The sequence below is a fragment of the Parasphingorhabdus sp. genome (assembly GCF_036963805.1).
Taxonomy (GTDB): domain Bacteria; phylum Pseudomonadota; class Alphaproteobacteria; order Sphingomonadales; family Sphingomonadaceae; genus Parasphingorhabdus.
In genome coordinates this window covers 305,851-323,954 of sequence record NZ_JBALUN010000001.1, presented here as the reverse complement: position 1 = coordinate 323,954, position 18,104 = coordinate 305,851, and the positions used below count along the sequence as shown (strand labels likewise).

The window sequence follows — 18,104 nt, the reverse complement described above, 5'->3', positions numbered from 1 at the left end:
TGTTAAATTTTGGAAATATTTAATTATTATAGCAGGTTATTCGCATTTTATACATCTGATGCAACTTGGATAAGTGGGCAAATCAAAGGTCACACTGCCTCAAGCCGGATCATGGATGTAAATTGATCCTTGCGACATCTTCCCTTCCTCTGCCAATAAGCGTTCAACGAAAAGAAGGGACCAGCGGATGTTATCGGCAATTGGACTAATCGGCGGGCTCGCGCTGCTCATCTATATGACGGTGAAGGGCGTAAATATCCTGATTGCTGGCCCAGTCGCCGCTGCGATAGTTGCTGCCACCAGCGGTTTGGCGTGGTTGCCGCCGCTTGCCATTGAAGGCGCGCCGGACTTTGCGACTGCTTATATGGACGGCTTTGTCGGCTTTTTCAAAAGCTGGTTCTTCATGTTCCTACTCGGCGCGATATTTGGCGAGATTATGGGCGCATCCGGTGCCGCCGCCAGCGTCGCGCACTGGATTGTCGAGAAAATCGGCATCAAACATGCGGTGCTCGCCGTCGTGGCCGCCTGCGCTGTTCTTACTTATGGCGGTGTCAGCGTCTTCATCGTAGCATTTTCGGTCTATTCCTTGGCAGTCCATCTCTTCCGCGAGGCCAATTTGCCACGCCGCTTCATTCCCGCTGCTCTGGCCTTTGGGTCCGTCACATTCACCATGACCTCTGCAGGAAGTCCGGAAATCCAGAATCTCATCCCGATGGAATATCTTGGCACCACAGCCTATGCCGGTTGGCAGGTTAGCCTTGTCATTGCCGTCTTAATGGCCATCGCCGGACATTTCTGGCTCAATTGGATGGTCAAACGCGCTGTCGCTAAAGGCGAGACTTTTGTTGGCCGCGAAACCGACGACGCCAATATCGATTACAGCAATTTGCCCGCACCAATTTTGTGCCTCTTGCCACTGGTCGCCGTGCTAGCTGTTTTCCTGATCTTCCAATATCCGCAAAATATGGGTCCGTTATCAACGATTTTGCCACAAAGCTCGCTCGATAAATGGGCACTTGTAGCCGCACTGGCTTCAGGTGGGCTCGTCGCTATTGCCGTTGGCTATCAAAAATTACCGGCCATGCCGGAAGCCTTTTCCCGCGGAGCCACCAGCGCCGTCGTCGCAATTACGAACACCTGCGCAGTGGTGGGCTTTGGTGCGGTAGCCAAGCTGTCGCCCGCTTTTCAGGAAGCACTAATGATGGTCCAGAATATTCCGGGCAGCCCGCTAATTGGAGCAGCAGTCGCTGTCACCGTCATTGCGGGCCTAACCGGATCAGCTTCAGGCGGACAATCTATCGCCCTGCCCCTGATTGCGCCCCATTATCTCGACATGGGTGCACAACCCGACGAATTGCACCGCGTCGTCGCCATATCATCCGGTGCGCTCGATAGCCTGCCGCATAATGGCTATGTCGTCACCACAATCCGCGCGGTTTGTGGTGAGACACATAAGGATGCCTATGGTGCAGTCGGCGCGCTAACCGTGGTGATACCTGTTATTGGTACGATTGCGGCAGTCATCCTGTTCGGAATTTTCTAGAAGCTACGGATTATTCCGGCTTCTTCGCAACGCCTACGAAAGCAGGGCGAAGCAACCGATCCTTGATCACATATCCGGCCTGCATTTCTTGAACCACTGTGCCGGGCTCATGCTCGTCGGTTGGAATTTCAATCATCGCCTGATGCTGGTTAGGATCAAGGGGTAGGCCAATAGAGGCTACGCGTTTGATGCCGTTCTTCTCGAAGACCGTATCCAGTTCCCGGCCCGTGGCTTCTATGCCGCCGATCAAACCCTTCCACTTTTCCTCGTCCTTCACTTCAGCAGGAATAGCGGTGAGCGCGCGCTGAAGATTATCGGAAACACTCAACATATCGCGTGCGAAACCGGTTGCGGCATAGGCTTTCGCATCCTGCGCATCCTTTTCAAGCCGGCGGCGAACATTTTGGGTTTCCGCTTGGGCATAGAGGACCTGTTGTTTCGCTTCAGCAAGTTCATTTTCCAAGTTTGCGACGCGTTCTTCCATGGAAAATTCCTCTAATTCCTCTTCGGCACCTTCTTTCAGCGCGTCCGGAACGCCTTGCAACTCAGCCGTAGCGGCTTCATCCAAATTTGCATTTTCATTGTCTTGTGGTTTCGTATCACTCATTATTTCGTCACTCATTTCAAAAATCTGGACAGCGATTGTGCTGTAAAATCTACCATGGGTACTACGCGCGCATAGTTCAAGCGTGTCGGACCGATAACGCCGACCACGCCGACCACTTGTCCGTCCCCGTCTTTATAGGGCGCCGCTATCACAGATGAACCCGAAAGCGAGAATAATTTATTTTCCGCGCCGATAAAAATTTTCGCTGCCTCGGCATCGCGCGCATTATCGAGCAAGCGTGATATTTCTTGCTTACCTTCTAATTCGTCGAGCAATTGCCGGACGCGATCAAGATCGGCGAGTGCACTGTCTTCGAGCAGGTTGGCCTGTCCCCGCACGATCAGCACAGGCCGTTCGGTCGGGTCTTGAGTCCAAGTAGCAAAGCCACGCTTTACAAGGTCTTCGGACGCCTTGTCGATGGCCAAACGCCCCGCTTGAATTTCATTATCTAGCCTACCGAGCGCCTGAGATAGCGTCATTCCGCCAAATTGCGCGGTGAGATAATTACTCGCCTCAACCAACGCAGATTCCGATATTCCGATCGGCAGATCAAGCACACGGTTTTCTACGCCCCCAGCTTGAGACACGAGAATTGCCAGCCCCTGCCCTTCGGATAATTTGATAAAACTAAACTGTTTGAGAACCGGTTCGCGCTTGGGCACCAGAACAAGACCCGCACAGGCAGAAAGGCCCGATAATATCATTGTCGTAGCTGCAAGCGCATCTTCTATTGGACCGCTCTCGGTAATCTGACTCTCGATCGCATCGCGCTCTTCCTGACTAGGCTCTGCCGCCTGCATCATGCCATCAACAAACAGCCGCAATCCCAATTCGGTCGGTATACGTCCGGCACTGGTATGCGGAGCAGCAAGCAAACCAAATTCTTCAAGATCCTGCATCACATTGCGAATTGAGGCAGGCGAGAGTTCCAAACCCGGAGCTTTCGAAATAGTGCGCGACCCGACCGGCGCGCCATTGTCGATATAGGATTCCACTACGATACGGAAAATATCCTGTGCGCGAGTCGTCATTTCGGTAATTGGTCCAGAGGTCATGACTATTAGATAGGGATATTATTCATTTGATTCCAGCCTTGCAGATTTAGCTGCCTGTTCTAAGACGAAGCCCAAACCATCCACAGGAGAATCACCCATGCGCCCATCAGGACGCGCGCTAGACGAAATGCGCGCTATTTCTATCGAAACCGGATTTACCAAACATGCTGAAGGGTCTTGTCTAATTAGTTTTGGTGATACCAAAGTTATTTGTACCGCAAGTGTCGAAAGCAATATCCCGCCTTGGCTGCGCGGTAAGGGTGAAGGCTGGGTCACCGGCGAATATTCGATGCTGCCCCGTGCAACCAATACGCGTAATTCCCGTGAAGCGGCGCGCGGCAAACAATCCGGCAGGACGCAGGAAATTCAGCGCCTTATTGGACGTTCCTTGCGTGCAGTCGTGGATATGAAGAAATTGGGCGAACGGCAGATCACCGTTGATTGCGATGTTATTCAGGCCGATGGCGGAACGCGTACTGCTTCGATTAGCGGCGCTTGGGTTGCCTTGCGGCTTGCGGTTAATGGCTTGCTCGATCAAAAACTGATCAGCGAAGATCCGATTGAACAGAAAATTGCTGCGATTAGCTGTGGTATCTTTAACGGCAATCCCGTGCTCGACCTCGACTATGATGAAGACAGCAACGCCGGAGCCGATGCCAATTTCGTTCTAACCGGCGATGGCAATATTGCCGAAGCACAGGCCACGGCGGAAGGCGCAACATTTGATGATGAAGGCTTGATGCGCTTGATGCGGCTTGCGAAAATCGGTTGCGGCCAAATTTTTGAAGCGCAGGACAAGGCGGTTTCTTAAGGACGTTTATGACCGAGCACCGCAAACTTACTCCCGGCAAGCTCATCATTGCCAGTCATAACCAAGGCAAGGTGCGAGAAATTCGTGCCTTGCTGGCGCCTTTTGGCATCGAACCTGTATCGGCAGCAGAATTAGACCTGCCGGAACCGGAAGAGACCGGAACGACATTTGCGGAAAACGCATTGCTCAAAGCCCGGGCAAGTGCGGAAGGCGCCAATTGTGTCGCTCTGTCAGATGATAGCGGGCTTTGTGTTGCCGCCCTTAACGATGCGCCGGGCGTCTATACAGCCGATTGGGCGGAGGCGGACATTTACGAAGGCGGACCAGGCCGGGACTGGTATATGGCAATGGGCAAGGTTGAAGGAAAGCTGGCGGAACTGGGGCCGGATGTCGACCGGAGCGCCTATTTTATCTGCACCCTCGCCCTTGCTTGGCCCGACGGGCATTCGGAAGTTTTCGAAGGTGCCGTGCAGGGCAATTTGGTTTGGCCCCCGCGCGGGACGCTGGGCTTTGGTTATGACCCTGTGTTCCAACCCATTGGTTTTAAACAAACTTTTGCCGAATTAGACCCTCAGCAGAAACATGACATGAGCCACCGCGCAGATGCTTTCAAAAAACTGGTTTCGGCCTGTTTCTAAAATGGAACAATGACCGCACCTGCTCCCCTCGCGCTTTATATTCATTGGCCGTTTTGCGTATCCAAATGCCCTTATTGCGACTTTAACAGCCACGTTCGCGAACAAACCGACGTTGCCGCATGGAAAACTGCCTTGCTCGCCGATATGGCCCATGAAGCGGCGCTGACAACCGGCCGCCCGCTTTCCAGCATATTTTTTGGCGGCGGCACCCCGTCCCTGATGCCGCCATCGCTAGTGGCAGAGCTGATCAACAAAGCCGAGCGCCATTGGGGCTTTGCCGAGAATATCGAGATTACGCTGGAGGCCAATCCCTCCTCCGTTGAAGCCGCGCGATTTATCGATCTGGCGCAAGCAGGCGTGAACCGCGTTTCGCTGGGCCTGCAATCTCTGGATAACCAGACTCTCCAATTTCTGGGGCGAGCCCATGATGTGAAAGAGGGCTTGGCCGCGCTCGATGTTGCCCAGAAAGCATTTGATCGGGTTAGTTTTGACCTCATCTATGCACGGCCCGATCAATCGCTGGACAGTTGGCAACAGGAATTGGAACGCGCCCTGAGTTTTGGCACCGATCATCTCTCGCTTTATCAACTGACCATAGAACCCGGAACGCGCTTTGAAACATTGGTACGAACCGGCGCTTTGGTTCCCGCCGATGATGATCATTGCGCCGATATGTTCGAATTGACGCAGGACCTAACCCGCAACGCCGGACTGCCCGCTTACGAGATTAGCAATCATGCCCGCGCCGGTCAGGAAAGCCGCCATAATCTAACCTATTGGCGCTATGAGGATTATGTCGGTATTGGTCCTGGTGCCCATGGACGGCGGCTGAACACAGCAACCGAGCGTCACAAAAAGCCGGAAAACTTCCTCTCCGCCGTGGACCGCAACAGCAATGGCCTGAAAGTCGAACAGGCTTTGTCACCGCAGACACGCGCGATGGAAGCCTTGATGATGGGACTCAGACTGGCCGAAGGGGTTGATCTTGTCGCTTTGCAGGATAAAACCGGATTGGCGGTATCGACCATGCTGGACATTGGAGAGATTGCCAAGCTTTCCACGCTTGATCTTGTTCATCAACATGATGATCGGCTGACGGTGACACCAAAAGGCATGCCCCTGCTGGATGCCATTTTGCCCAAAATCATTGCGGACCCTTCCCAGCTTTAACGTGAATCGCTGCAATCGGGATTTGGTATTTCGTCCCGCCGCTGCTAGATTCCGCCGGATGGAAAGCACCACCGCCCTTATACAGGATTTCTCCCGCCATTTGCGCGAAGGACGGCGGCGCTCCCAACATACGGTACGCGCCTATGTGACCACGGCGGAGCGTTTTTGCGCCTTTCTGATGGAGCATATTGGCGGAGCCGTGGGCGCGGCGGAGATTAAAGCGCTCAAGCAAGCGGACATCCGCTCCTACCTCGCCTTTCGCCGCGCCGATGGCCTGACCAACAATAGCGCAGCACGCGAATTATCCGCTCTTCGGGCATTTTTGAAGCATGTTGGCGGAGATGCCAATGATTCTGGAGCACAGATACCAAAGATCAAAGGCCCCAAGGTAACACGCGGTGTTCCGCGTCCCGCTTCACCCGATGATATATTGGCGATGGCCAATGATATTGCGACAAATGCCAGCGAAGATTGGATCGGCGCGCGTGATTGGGCCGTTTTGTTGCTGCTATATGGCTCCGGGCTGCGGATCAGCGAAGCGCTTGATCTAACCGCAGACGCCCTACCCCTGTCCGATGTGCTGCGCGTCACCGGGAAGCGCGACAAGACGCGGATCGTACCGCTGCTTCCGCAAGTCCGCAAAGCGATTGAACATTATATCGACCTTTGCCCCCATGTAATGGAACCGGACCAGCCGATTTTCAGAGGCAAACGCGGCGGACCGTTGGCGCCCAATTTGATCCGACGGGTCGTTCAAAATGCGCGCGAAAAGCTCGGCATTTCGGACAAGACCACGCCCCATGCCTTGCGCCACAGCTTTGCTACTCATTTGCTGGCTGGCGGAGCCGATTTACGGAGTTTGCAGGAATTATTGGGCCATGCGAGTTTGAGCAGTACGCAGGTTTATACGGCGGTCGATGCGGCGCATTTGCTGGATGTTTATCATAATGCCCATCCGAGGGCGAGATAACCCTCTCTCGAGGGGAGAGGCAAGTGGAGCTTACAAACGTGTTTGTTAGCGAAGCTCGGTGAGGGGTTTATACGATCGAGAGGTTCGATCCCCTCACCGAGTGCGCCTAAGCCTTTGGCCAAGGCTTACTTGCCTCTCCCTATGGGAGATGTATTTTAGAGGAATATTATCACGATGAAACGCCTAACACCCATGGCTCGCACACTCAGAAAGACCCAAACCGATGCCGAAGCCCTGCTCTGGTCTAAACTGCGATCACGCCAGTTAGAAAATGCCAAATTCAGGAGGCAAGCTCCCATTGGAAATGCAGTCGCCGATTTTGTCTGTCAGGAAATTAAATTGATCATCGAACTGGATGGCAGCCAACATGCCGACAACCCGGATGATGCGGAAAGAACAAGAGTTTTGGAGGCCTTTGGCTATTCGGTGCTCAGATATTGGAATAATGAGGTTTTCGAAAATCTCGATGGCGTCCTGGAGGATATCCGCCAAACCATAAGGAACGCTAGAAACCAATAACATTAGTCCATCCAAAACCCTCTCCCATCGGGAGAGGCAACGAAGACTTGGTCCGAACTGACCTAGTCGCAGTCGGTGAGGGGTTCGAACTTCTTGACGATGCAAACCCCTCACCGAGTTTCGCTAGTGAACGAGTTCACAAGCTACACTTGCCTCTCCCGATGGGAGAGGATTTGGGTCGCCCTAACCCTCTTCTTCCTGAGGCCGCCAGAATATCACGCGCCAGACATAAATAATCACCGCCGCCACGATAACGCCCAAAGAGACGGGGCCGAGATATTTTTCGATATGGTCCACATTTTGTTGCAACTGGTAACCGGCAAACACCAATGCACTATTCCACACGGTAGCACCTGCAAAAGTGGAGAGTATAAACCGCTTATGGGACATTCCGAATAATCCCGCCGGTACTGAAATTAATGTCCGTATATTGGGAATGAAACGCGCAAAAAAGACGACCCATTCTCCGTGATTGTCGAAAATGGCGTCAATCCGGTTCACGGTTCGCACATCAAGGGTCAGCCAGCGGCCATGCTTGCGGACAAAGTTACGCAGATCATCCTCATTCCAATGCCGCCCAACCATGAACCAAACATAATTGCCCGCAAGCGAGCCAAGAGAACCGACCAACACCACCAATGGCGCTATAAAATTGCGCTCGCCCACGCCTACTCCGGCCAAACCCATGATGAGTTCGGAAGGAATGGGGGGAAATATATTCTCGATAGCCATGAGCAGGCCAATCGCGAGATAGCCGCCTTGTTCAATAAATTGGGGAATCCAGTCACTCATCGGAGAGAAACCGCTGGACTGTTAATTTGTTCCAAGGCGCTTTTCTATCGCATCCCAAATCATCCCCGACGTATCGGTGCCGTTGAATTTATCAATCGCAACAATGCCGGTCGGTGAGGTCACGTTGATTTCGGTCAGCCATTTGCCGCCGATCACATCAATGCCCACGAACAACAGGCCCAGCCGTTTCAAATCCGGTCCCATCGCTGCGCAAATTTCTTTCTCGCGCTCGGTTAGTTCGGCTGCCTCGGCATAGCCGCCCTGCGCCAGATTGGAGCGAAACTCGCCTTTGCCGGGCTTGCGGTTGATCGCGCCCGCGACTTCGCCATCGACCAATACGATCCGTTTGTCGCCATTTTGCACTTCGGGAAGGAAGGGTTGGATCATATGCGGCTCTGGCCAGGTCTGGTTAAAAACCTCGATCAAGGCACTTAAATTGCTGCCATCTTCTGGGACCAGAAAAATCGCCTTGCCACCATTGCCGTGGAGCGGTTTGACGACAATGCCGCCATGTTCGGCCTGAAAGGCACGGATCTCATCAATATTGCGTGTCACCAATGTTGGCGGCATATATTGTGCGTAATCCAGCACATAGACTTTTTCCGGCGCATTGCGGACCGATGCCGGATTATTGACGACCAGCGTCTCTCCCTCAATTCGTTCGAGCAAATGGGTCGCGGTAATATAGCCGACATCAAAGGGCGGATCTTGCCGCATCAACACGACGTCGATATCGCTACCCAGATCAATCCGCACCTGTTCACCAAATTCATAATGGTCGCCCTCCACCTGCTGCACCTTCACCGGATGCGCGAGTGTAGTGAGCCGGCTTCCCAGATAGGTCAGGTCTTTGACATCATAGTGATAGAGCCGGTGTCCGCGCTTCTGGGCCGCGATCATCAATGCAAAGCTACTATCGCCCCCAATTTTCACGGTTTCCATGGGGTCCATTTGCACAGCGATTTTCAGAGTCATAGGGGCGCCTTTTCACGTCATTGGGATTGGCGGGGTCAGAAACCGTGCCAGACATTGGTTAAATGGGTTGGCAAGCGGCGCGGTGCAACCAAAATCACGTCAATCCGCGCATCTTCGCCCTTTTTGCAATATTCAGGATAGAGTATTTCTGCCGCCGCCGCGACCCGTTTCAATCTGCGGAGGTCAATCGCTGTCTCCAGATCCGCCGCCTTGGTCCGCGCTTTCACTTCAACAAAGGCGACAAGCCCTCGCCGCTTTGCGACCAGATCAACTTCCCCGCGCGGCGTGCGAACCCGCTGGGCCAATATACGCCAGCCATGTAGGCGCAACCAACCTGCGGCAATGCTCTCAGCGCGCCGTCCCTGCTGTTCGGCACGCTGTCTCGTCATTATTGCTCGTCCGCTTTCCAGCGATTCACCAGTTCATACAGCTCTTTGCGATCGGCACCCAATGTGCGCGCCACCTCGCCTGCCGCCTTGGATGCCGGTAGCCGTGTCAATGCTTCACGCAAGGCGGCCTCTATGTCAGTGCTGCTCGCCGGTTCCACTGCGCCGGGCGGTCCAACGACGACGACAATCTCGCCTTTGGGCTTTTCATCGGCATAGCGATCCGACAATTCTTGCAGGCTTCCCGTCACGGTTTCTTCAAACTTCTTGGTAATCTCGCGAATGACGGCGGCGCGGCGATCCCCCAGATTGGCCACCGCATCTGCCAGCATCCCCCCAAGCCGCGAACCATTTTCATAGAAAATCAGCGTGGCCTTTATGGGCTTTAACTCCGCCAAAGCCTCCCCACGTGCTTTGGTTTTGCTAGGCAGGAATCCTTCGAATAAAAACCGGTCGCTGGGCAATCCGGACAGGGTCAACGCGGCAATAACAGCGCTTGGCCCCGGTATTGTCGTGACATAGGCGCCTTGCGCACGCGCATCGCGAACCAGCTTGTAGCCGGGGTCAGAAATAAGCGGGGTACCGGCATCGCTGACAAGTGCGACAATTTTACATCCAATGGCCGCTAAAATTTCCTGCCGCTCATGCTCGCCTTTATGGTCATTATAGACCTTCATTCTAGCCTTTTTACCGATATGATTCAAAAGCTTGCCAGTGACTCTTGAATCCTCGACTAAGATCAAATCAGCAGTTTTCAGGATTTCTTCGGCCCGATAAGACAAATCTCCGAGGTTGCCGATTGGCGTCGCGACGATATACAGACCATGTTCAACGGGTGCAGACATAAGGAACGCCATGACAGATAATTTGCGTGTAGAACAGGATGAAAAAGCATCCCCCCAAACTACCTTAGCGCCAGCGCAAGGGCAGCGTCGTAGCTTGCTGAAGCATGCAGCCCTCGCTTCGATCATTTTTCTGGCCGGCTGCCAATCCATTGTTCCGCGCGGCGGAGATCGTCCCCCTGCCACCGCACCGACACCAGCGCCGGTAACAGGTGAGTTGCCGACCGATCAGCAGCATCACCGTGTTGCTCTGCTTGTGCCCTTGACCGGCAAAAATGCCGGCGTTGGACAGTCTATTGCCAATGCGACGACAATGGCGATGCTCGACACCAAAGCCCAAAATATCCGCATGACCAGCTATGATACCGCCACAGGTGTCGCCGCCGCCGCAAGAAAAGCGGTCGCCGATGGTAATAAGCTGATCCTTGGCCCCTTGCTCAGCGATAATGTTGTGGCAACCGCCAATATTGCACGACCAGCCGGTGTACCTATCCTCAGCTTTTCTAACGATGCCGGTGTGGCGGGTAATAATGTCTTCTTGCTAGGCCATATTCCGTCACAGTCCATTGAACGTGTCGTCAGCTATGCGAAATCAAAAGGCATGAAACGCTTTGCCGCTTTGGTGCCTAACGGCGTCTATGGACAGCGCGCTTCTTCCACGCTGCTCCGTTCGGTTAAGGATGCTGGCGGAACGGTCATTTCCATCCAGAATTTTAACCGCGATTCGCAATCCATGGAAGCCGCCACCAAAAAGCTGGCCCAAAATGGCGAGTTTGATGCGGTATTGCTGGCCGATAACGGCACAATGGCAATCAAAGCCGCGCCGCTAATCCGCAAAAATGCAAGCGGGACCGCCAAAATTCTTGGTACGGACCTGTGGAATACCAGCAGCAATCTTGCCGGTGCTCCCTCCATGCGCGGCGCATGGTTTGCCAGCGTTTCGGACGGATTATACAGCCAATATGCCGACAAATATCGCGCGAGGTACGGAAGCGCGCCTTTCCGGCTCTCTAGCTTGGGATATGATGCGGTTCTGCTCACCGTCAAAGTGGCGCAGAACTGGAAAGTCGGGACGCCGTTCCCGATTGAGAAACTTACCGATCCCGGCGGGTTCATCGGCCTAGACGGCGTTTTCCGCTTTGGCCGGAACGGCGTTTCGGAACGGGCACTGGAAGTTCAGGAAATTAAAAACGGAAGCTTTAGTGTCGTCGATCCTGCGCCCAAAGGTTTCTAATATTAAGCTAAACGGTGCTCCGCAAACACTGCGGAGCACCTAATATTAGCCAATTTGCTGGCCGGTATCTTTCCAGTCAGCCAAAAAGCCCTCAATACCCTTGTCAGTCAGGATATGTTTGAACAGGTTGCGGATCACGCTTGGCGGCATGGTGGCGACATCTGCGCCGATGCGCGCTGATTCCAGCACGTGAATCGGGTGACGGATCGAAGCGACCAATATTTCTGTTTCATAGGCATAATTGTCGTAAATCAACCGGATATCATCAATCAGCTTCATACCATCAAAGCCATTATCATCATGGCGGCCCACAAAAGGTGAGATAAAGCTCGCGCCTGCTTTGGCCGCCAGCAATGCCTGATTGGCGGAGAAACAAAGCGTCACATTGACCATCGTACCTTCGCTGGTGAGGGCCTTGCAGGTCTTAAGACCATCAATGGTGAGCGGCACTTTGATGCAGACATTATCCGCGATTTTGCGAAGCACTTCGGCTTCTTTCAACATTGTCTCATGATCCAGCGCGACGACTTCGGCAGAGACCGGACCATCGGTCAGGCCGCAAATTTCCTTGGTCACTTCCATAATGTCACGGCCGGATTTTTTGATCAGAGACGGGTTGGTGGTGACACCGTCAACCATTCCTGTTGCAGCCAGATCGGCAATTTCGGCAGTATCGGCGGTATCGACAAAAAATTTCATGTGGTGTGTGCTCCTGATGCGGGTGCGATAATAGTCGTTGCGATTTGCCTACCGTTTTTTACAGCGCGGCGAAACACAGCATATGGAAAAGCTGTGCAGAAACCTGTGGATAAATGGGGGGCTGTTCGCCCGATCAGGTTAAACCAAATATGGCAATGAGCAGCGGATCATTGGTCGCTTGAGGGTTAGCCCGGATCCGCGCTTCCTGCGCCCCGATGGAGCGATATATCGCATCGCTGACCTTGTCCGCCACGTCTGCGCTAATGTCGGTAAAATTTATATTACTGACTTGGGACAGCACCAAATTGATGATTTCATTGTCGAACAGGTTTAAACCCTTGCTTACCCCCGGCAACATCTGCGTCGCCAGCGATGTTCCAAGCTGGCTCTGCAAAAGACTGGTGGCAGCGCGGTCTCCGCCTTTGATAATGGCTGCAGCATCGGCAATACTCATGCCCCTGATGGCGTCCGCAATCATCGGTGCGGCCAGCTCTGCCCCCGTTTCAGCGGCGCGGTTAACCTGTTTGAGCAGGCGCTTTTGGATCGGCTTGGACCCTAGAACGGCTGTTGCAATGCTGGTCGCACGTGCGCCGCCCAGTCTATCCGGCACAGATATGCGCGCAATTTGACTGTCAAAAAACCCATTTGGTTGCATCAACTCTGCAAAGGCATTTTGCGATGACAAAGTCAGCAGCCGCTTGATCGCCTCAGTCGGACTAAACCCCGGAAGGCTAGAACAACCCGGCAATGACAAGATAGTAGCAGCGGCTCCGGCAACCAAAAATTTCCGGCGATCTATATTTTGCATGTTCTCACTCCCCAAAAATAGCAGATTGATTTCATAGCAGTTGGTGACGCAATCCCAAAGCATGCTTATACGAGTCTGATGAATCGCGCTATCAATCGAGTGAGAGTGTTATTGCTCAATGCTGCCTTGGGGCCGCTCGATTACCGGGTCCCCGAAGGCATGGATACGCGTCCGGGCTCGATTGTGATGGCACCGCTGGGGCCGCGCAAAGTACCGGGCGTCGTGTGGGAACCAGAGAGCTTCCCGGTCGACGAGATTGATCCAAAAAAGCTGCGCCCTCTTTTGGAACTGCGCGATGTTCCACCGCTGGCGGCACCGCTTAGACGGCTCATCGAATGGACGGCACGCTATTATTTTGCGTCCCCTGCTTCAGTGCTCCGCATGGTCCTGTCGAGCGGTGCAGCCTTTGCCGATAATCGCCCGATGATCGAATATAGCTTAAACGGAAATGTCCCGGACCGGATGACGCCGCAACGGGAAAAGGCATTGGAAAAGCTGGTCGATGTGCAAGGCACGATCAGCGAGCTGGCTTTTAAAGCAGATGTGTCCATAGCCGTCATCAGAGGTCTGGAGAAAGCGGGAGCGCTGGACCGCAGCGAAGTTTCACCTTTCGATAATATCCAGCAACCCACCCCTGATTTCTCGAAGGTGGATTTAAGCGATGATCAACAACGGGTCAGTAATATATTGATCCGCGCCGTACAGGACGCGTCTTTCCAACCCTATTTGCTGGATGGCGTAACCGGTTCGGGCAAAACCGAAGTCTATTTTGAAGCCGTGGCCGAAGCCTTGCGTCAAGATAAGCAGACGCTGGTATTGCTCCCCGAAATAGCCCTTACCGAGCCATTTTTGAACCGATTCAGAGCGCGCTTTGGCGCGGACCCGGTCGCATGGCATAGTGGGCTCAAACAATCGGATCGCAAGAAAAACTGGCGCGCGCTGGCCGATGGCGATGCAAAAGTAGTGGTTGGTGCACGCTCAGCCCTGTTCCTACCCTATAAAAATCTCGGCCTGATCATCGTCGATGAGGCGCATGAAGTGAGCTTTAAACAAGAAGACGGCGTGCGTTATCATGCCCGTGACGTCGCGGTGATGCGCGGATTGCACGAGAAAATTCCGGTAGTACTGGCTTCTGCCACGCCCGCAATTGAAAGCCGCCATCAGGTCGAACAGGGCAATTATGAACTGTTGGAGCTACCCGCCCGATTTGGCGCAGCGACATTGCCGGAAATCGAAGCGTTGGACCTGACGCAGGATATTCCGGCGCGCGGTTCATGGCTGGCTCCTACGCTGATTAACGCACTGGAAGAAAATCTCGACAAGGGCGAGCAATCCCTGCTGTTCCTTAACCGCCGGGGATTTGCGCCGCTCACACTTTGCAGAACTTGCGGTCACCGGATCAACTGCCCCAATTGCACCGCATGGATGGTCGAACATCGGCTGACCAAGCGCCTCGCCTGCCATCATTGCGGCCATGTCATGCCGACACCAGAAAAATGCCCGGAATGCGGCGACGAGGATTCTCTGGTGGCTTGCGGTCCCGGAGTAGAACGCATCTGCGACGAAGTAAAAATGCTCTTTCCGCAGGCGCGAACAGCGATTGTCACGTCCGACACCATCTGGTCGCCCGCCAAGGCCGGAGAATTTGTCGCGCAAATGGAAGCGGGCGCGATAGATATTGTTGTGGGAACGCAGCTCGTGACCAAGGGCTATCACTTCCCCAACTTGACATTAGTTGGTGTTGTCGATGCCGACATCGGTCTGGAAGGCGGCGATTTGCGTGCGGCCGAGCGCAGTTTCCAGCAAATTGCACAGGTTGCCGGCCGCGCTGGGCGGGCCGACAAACCCGGGCATGTCTATGTTCAAACGCGCATGCCGGGTGCAGCCGTCATTCAGGCGCTGATCAAGGGCGACCGTGACGGCTTTTATGCCGCTGAAACTGAATCCCGCCGCGCCGCCGCTGCCCCGCCTTTTTCGCGACTGGCGGCCATTGTTGTGTCTTCAGAGGACAATAAGGAAGCGATGGAGACCGCGCGGTTAATCGGCCAAACCGCTCCGAAATTAGAGGGCTTTGCGGTTTACGGTCCAGCCCCTGCCCCTCTTTCCATGCTGCGCGGCCGCTATCGGCACCGGCTATTGGTCCACGCTCATCGCTCGGTCGAGTTGCAAGAGATTTTGCGGCAATGGCTGGAAAAGCTGGAATGGCCTAGGGCGGTGCGGGTTGGCGTCGATGTCGACCCCTACAGCTTTGTTTGATTCATCAAAATATGCCCAAGGCGTTTTCTACGCTTGATACGAAGCAGAGTGTAGTGTTAGCGCTGCATCCTAATCCGGGCTCCAGATCAACTAGGAGCAAAAAACCAAAGGCTCATCGATGAACCGTTTTCTCGCTATTTTTGCTCTCGCATTTACCGCTTTGCTGACCGGCCCAGCCCATGCCGATCCCGCTGATATTGCAGCTGCAAGTCGTTCAGTCGTTCGCGTTGTTTTGGCCGCGACGGATGGCGATAAAGTCGCCTTTGTCGGCCACGGCAGCGGCTTTGTCGTTGCACCGGATAAAATTGTGACAAACGCCCATGTCGTCGAAATTGCGCGACAGGAAAAATCAGTGGTCATCGGAATTGTGCCCTCACAAGGTGGGACGAGCTACGGCGGAAAAGTTATCGCCTATTCTCCCGGCAATGATCTCGCGCTAATTCAACTGCAAGATGGCGGTCGCCTGCCACCGATGACGGTTTTCAGCGGTCCGGTTACCGACGGAGCGGATGTTGTAGCCGTTGGCTATCCGGGTTCGGTGGACCGGGCACAGGGGCTTAATCTCGACGATCTTATCAATCCGATGTCACCCGTGAAAACCCGTGGTTCCGTTTCCGGTGGACGTTCAACCAAACAATTTGATACGATATTGCACACCGCGCCGATTGCCAGCGGCAATAGCGGCGGGCCGCTGATCGACAATTGCGGACGCGTATTGGGTGCGAACAGCTTTGGATCACTATCCGATGGCAATGATGCGGAATTCGGCTTTGCCGTGTCCAGTCGCGAGATACTTTCCTTTTTGCGCAAGGCGGGCGTCAAAGTCGGAATCACCGCGACACCGTGCCGTTCTGCTGCCGATATCAGCCTTCAGGAACAACAGCGTGAGGCGGCGGCCCGTGCCAAAATAATGGAGGCACAATCTGCCAAAGCAAAGCAACGGCAAGCAACAGAGGAAAAGCTGCGCACTACCATTTCTCAGGACATTATTACCGAGCGCGAAAATCAAATGGCGATTGCGGCCATATTTCTAGTGCTGTCACTGGCGGCCATGGGCGGCGCAGGCTATCTGATGTTTCAGGATAAGCGGACCCCCGCCATCGGTGCAGCGGGCGGCGCGGCTGTGCTGCTGGTCGGCGCAATCCTTTTGTTTCTCTCCCGACCTGCGTTTAGCGAAATTGACGATCGGGTTGCCGCCGCACTGAACGAGCAACTGTCCGATAAAGAAAGCGATAACACCGGCAAAAGCTTGGCAGGGTCTGGTAAATATCAATGCCGCTTGAACCCCGAGCGTAGCCGTATAACCGTATCACAGACAGACTCACTAGATCTTGAGTGGGCGGAAGGCGGCTGTGTCAACGGACGCACCCAATATGGTCCCGATGGCGCTAAATGGTCGCGGATATTCGTACCCAATCAAGAGCAAACCGTGACGATCAGCAGCTTTGATCCCAGCAGTGCAGAATTCACGACCGAACGCTATCTGCTGAGCCTGTCAGCCATGACCAATGCGCGCAAAATTCGGACGCAATATGGCAATAGAGCCTGTACTGCCGATGAAAAATCGCTATCCGATATTGCGGAGATGGTAAAAGCCATCCGGTCAGAATTACCGACCGATATAAACGAACGGCTCGTTTATGAATGCGCGAAATCCTCGAAATGATAAAAGGCTTGAGATGAATTTAGACGGGTTGCCGCAACCTTTTATTTAATGGCTTCCTTGTCGAGCAAACGCTCTTTAATTTCCAACCCATAGGCATATCCGCCCATAGTTCCATCACTGCGCACAACGCGATGACAGGGAATCAAGACGGCGACATTATTAGCCCCGTTAGCGCTACCCACGGCCCGAACCGCCTTTGGCTTCCCAATCGCAGCGGCAATATCAGAATAGCTACGTGTCTCGCCCAAAGGAATTTTCTGTAACTCTTTCCAGACCGCTTCCTGAAAAGCGGTTCCCTGCACATCCAACGGAATATGGCTAAAGTCACCGGGCTTCTCCACAGACGCGGTGACCTGACGAACCAAAGCATCGAAGTCAGCATCTCCTGCCTGCAATAGAGCTTTGGGAAAACGGGTGCGCAGTTCGTCTTCGCCTTCGTTGAAAGACAGGCAGCACACCCCCATATCCGTGGCGGCGACCATCATCGTCCCTAACGAAGTCTCCACATTGGCCCATTGGATCGAAACCCCTGCCCCGCCATTTTTCCAAGCACTTGCTTTCATCCCAAACCTTTTTTCGTTATCTGCGTAAAAACGCGAAGCGGAACTATAGCCAGCATCATATATAGCTTCGGTAACCGAAGCACCATTTTCCAATGCTTCTTTAGCCCGCTCGGATCTTAATGCGCGGGCATAGGCGGCGGGTGAGATACCCATCTCCCGCTTGAATATGCGTTGCAAATGGGTCGCAGAATAGTTGGTTATAGTTCCTAATTCCGCCAATGTCGGCGCTGTTTCGGCCAGGCGGATCGCATCTATCACTGCCCTCACCGCCGCATCGTCGCGCGCCACATCGTTGGGCATACAGCGCAAACACGCGCGCAGCCCGATGGCCTCCGCTTGCTCCGGCCTGGCAAAAAAGCGTATATTTTCACGCTTGGGATGCCGTGCGGCGCAGGAAGGGCGACAATAAATGCCGGTGGTCAAGACACCGGTTACGAACTTTCCGTCATAACTACGGTCGCGATTGGACACCGCTTGCCAAGCGATATTGTCGTCGATCAAGGATTCGTACTTGCTCATGGCTTTCTTTTGCCAGCCTTTCCGATCCCTCGCATCCCGTATCTTGCGATC

18 protein-coding genes are annotated in these 18,104 nt (G+C 53.9%); 9 read left to right on the top strand and 9 right to left on the bottom strand.

Annotated elements, in window-relative coordinates; translation table 11 throughout:
* The first annotated feature begins 187 nt into the window (after positions 1-187).
* Complete coding sequence (locus V7676_RS01560; protein ID WP_335657901.1) at positions 188-1,543, top strand: GntP family permease; 1,356 nt, start codon at positions 188-190, stop codon at positions 1,541-1,543.
* Positions 1,544-1,553: 10 nt separating this feature from the next.
* Here the strand turns inward: V7676_RS01560 and grpE are convergent, their stop codons facing one another.
* Both grpE and hrcA read right to left on the bottom strand, forming a co-directional pair.
* Positions 1,554-2,165 carry a nucleotide exchange factor GrpE gene (grpE, locus tag V7676_RS01555; RefSeq protein ID WP_335657900.1) on the bottom strand — a complete coding sequence of 204 codons (612 nt, stop codon included), beginning with the start codon at positions 2,163-2,165 and terminating at the stop codon, positions 1,554-1,556.
* On the bottom strand, positions 2,162-3,205 hold the full coding sequence (gene hrcA, locus V7676_RS01550) for a heat-inducible transcriptional repressor HrcA (protein ID WP_335657899.1): 1,044 nt from the start codon (positions 3,203-3,205) through the stop codon (positions 2,162-2,164). Before hrcA ends, grpE begins: the two co-directional genes overlap by 4 nt.
* 97 nt (positions 3,206-3,302) lie before the next feature.
* Here hrcA and rph point away from each other — a divergent pair, with 97 nt between their 5' ends.
* The 5 genes from rph (at position 3,303) to V7676_RS01525 (ending at position 7,313) form a co-directional block, all read left to right on the top strand.
* Entirely contained in the window at positions 3,303-4,016 is a 714-nt protein-coding gene (gene rph, locus V7676_RS01545; protein WP_335657898.1) for a ribonuclease PH, read from the top strand.
* An 8-nt stretch (positions 4,017-4,024) separates the two neighbouring features.
* Complete coding sequence (gene rdgB, locus V7676_RS01540; RefSeq protein WP_335657897.1) at positions 4,025-4,654, top strand: RdgB/HAM1 family non-canonical purine NTP pyrophosphatase; 630 nt, start codon at positions 4,025-4,027, stop codon at positions 4,652-4,654.
* A 9-nt stretch (positions 4,655-4,663) separates the two neighbouring features.
* Positions 4,664-5,824 (top strand): radical SAM family heme chaperone HemW, encoded by a 1,161-nt coding sequence (gene hemW / locus V7676_RS01535; RefSeq protein WP_335657896.1) that lies wholly within the window; start codon positions 4,664-4,666, stop codon positions 5,822-5,824.
* A 58-nt stretch (positions 5,825-5,882) separates the two neighbouring features.
* Positions 5,883-6,794 carry a tyrosine recombinase XerC gene (locus tag V7676_RS01530; protein WP_335657895.1) on the top strand — a complete coding sequence of 304 codons (912 nt, stop codon included), beginning with the start codon at positions 5,883-5,885 and terminating at the stop codon, positions 6,792-6,794.
* A gap of 174 nt (positions 6,795-6,968) precedes the next feature.
* Positions 6,969-7,313: an endonuclease domain-containing protein gene (locus V7676_RS01525; RefSeq protein ID WP_335657894.1), complete on the top strand. Its 345-nt coding sequence runs from the start codon at positions 6,969-6,971 to the stop codon at positions 7,311-7,313.
* A 183-nt stretch (positions 7,314-7,496) separates the two neighbouring features.
* Here the strand turns inward: V7676_RS01525 and V7676_RS01520 are convergent, their stop codons facing one another.
* Genes V7676_RS01520 through rsmI form a run of 4 tightly spaced genes read right to left on the bottom strand, consistent with a single transcriptional unit; the run spans position 7,497 to position 10,311 of the window.
* Positions 7,497-8,105, bottom strand: a complete 609-nt coding sequence (locus V7676_RS01520) for a DedA family protein (protein WP_335657893.1) — start codon at positions 8,103-8,105, stop codon at positions 7,497-7,499.
* Positions 8,106-8,126: 21 nt separating this feature from the next.
* On the bottom strand, positions 8,127-9,080 hold the full coding sequence (gshB, locus tag V7676_RS01515; protein ID WP_335657892.1) for a glutathione synthase: 954 nt from the start codon (positions 9,078-9,080) through the stop codon (positions 8,127-8,129).
* 35 nt (positions 9,081-9,115) lie between these two features.
* On the bottom strand, positions 9,116-9,469 hold the full coding sequence (locus tag V7676_RS01510; RefSeq protein ID WP_335657891.1) for a YraN family protein: 354 nt from the start codon (positions 9,467-9,469) through the stop codon (positions 9,116-9,118).
* The gene (gene rsmI, locus V7676_RS01505) at positions 9,469-10,311 is read right to left on the bottom strand and encodes a 16S rRNA (cytidine(1402)-2'-O)-methyltransferase (RefSeq protein ID WP_335657890.1); all 843 of its coding nucleotides are present in this window, start codon (positions 10,309-10,311) and stop codon (positions 9,469-9,471) included. Before rsmI ends, V7676_RS01510 begins: the two co-directional genes overlap by 1 nt.
* Positions 10,312-10,321: 10 nt before the next feature.
* Between rsmI and V7676_RS01500 the strand changes: the two genes are divergently transcribed.
* Positions 10,322-11,542, top strand: coding sequence for a penicillin-binding protein activator (locus V7676_RS01500; protein ID WP_335657889.1), 1,221 nt, complete (start codon positions 10,322-10,324; stop codon positions 11,540-11,542).
* Between the two features lie 45 nt (positions 11,543-11,587).
* Here V7676_RS01500 and fsa read toward each other — a convergent pair whose 3' ends face one another.
* Both fsa and V7676_RS01490 read right to left on the bottom strand, forming a co-directional pair.
* Entirely contained in the window at positions 11,588-12,241 is a 654-nt protein-coding gene (fsa, locus tag V7676_RS01495; protein ID WP_335657888.1) for a fructose-6-phosphate aldolase, read from the bottom strand.
* A gap of 133 nt (positions 12,242-12,374) precedes the next feature.
* The gene (locus tag V7676_RS01490) at positions 12,375-13,049 is read right to left on the bottom strand and encodes a DUF4197 domain-containing protein (RefSeq protein ID WP_335657887.1); all 675 of its coding nucleotides are present in this window, start codon (positions 13,047-13,049) and stop codon (positions 12,375-12,377) included.
* A 78-nt stretch (positions 13,050-13,127) separates the two neighbouring features.
* Between V7676_RS01490 and V7676_RS01485 the strand changes: the two genes are divergently transcribed.
* Together V7676_RS01485 and V7676_RS01480 are read left to right on the top strand one after the other, a co-directional pair.
* Positions 13,128-15,305, top strand: a complete 2,178-nt coding sequence (locus V7676_RS01485; RefSeq protein ID WP_335657886.1) for a primosomal protein N' — start codon at positions 13,128-13,130, stop codon at positions 15,303-15,305.
* Positions 15,306-15,423: 118 nt separating this feature from the next.
* The gene (locus V7676_RS01480; RefSeq protein WP_335657885.1) at positions 15,424-16,971 is read left to right on the top strand and encodes a trypsin-like peptidase domain-containing protein; all 1,548 of its coding nucleotides are present in this window, start codon (positions 15,424-15,426) and stop codon (positions 16,969-16,971) included.
* Between the two features lie 41 nt (positions 16,972-17,012).
* Here the strand turns inward: V7676_RS01480 and ada are convergent, their stop codons facing one another.
* Positions 17,013-18,053, bottom strand: coding sequence for a bifunctional DNA-binding transcriptional regulator/O6-methylguanine-DNA methyltransferase Ada (ada, locus tag V7676_RS01475; protein WP_335657884.1), 1,041 nt, complete (start codon positions 18,051-18,053; stop codon positions 17,013-17,015).
* Between the last annotated feature and the right edge of the window lie 51 nt (positions 18,054-18,104).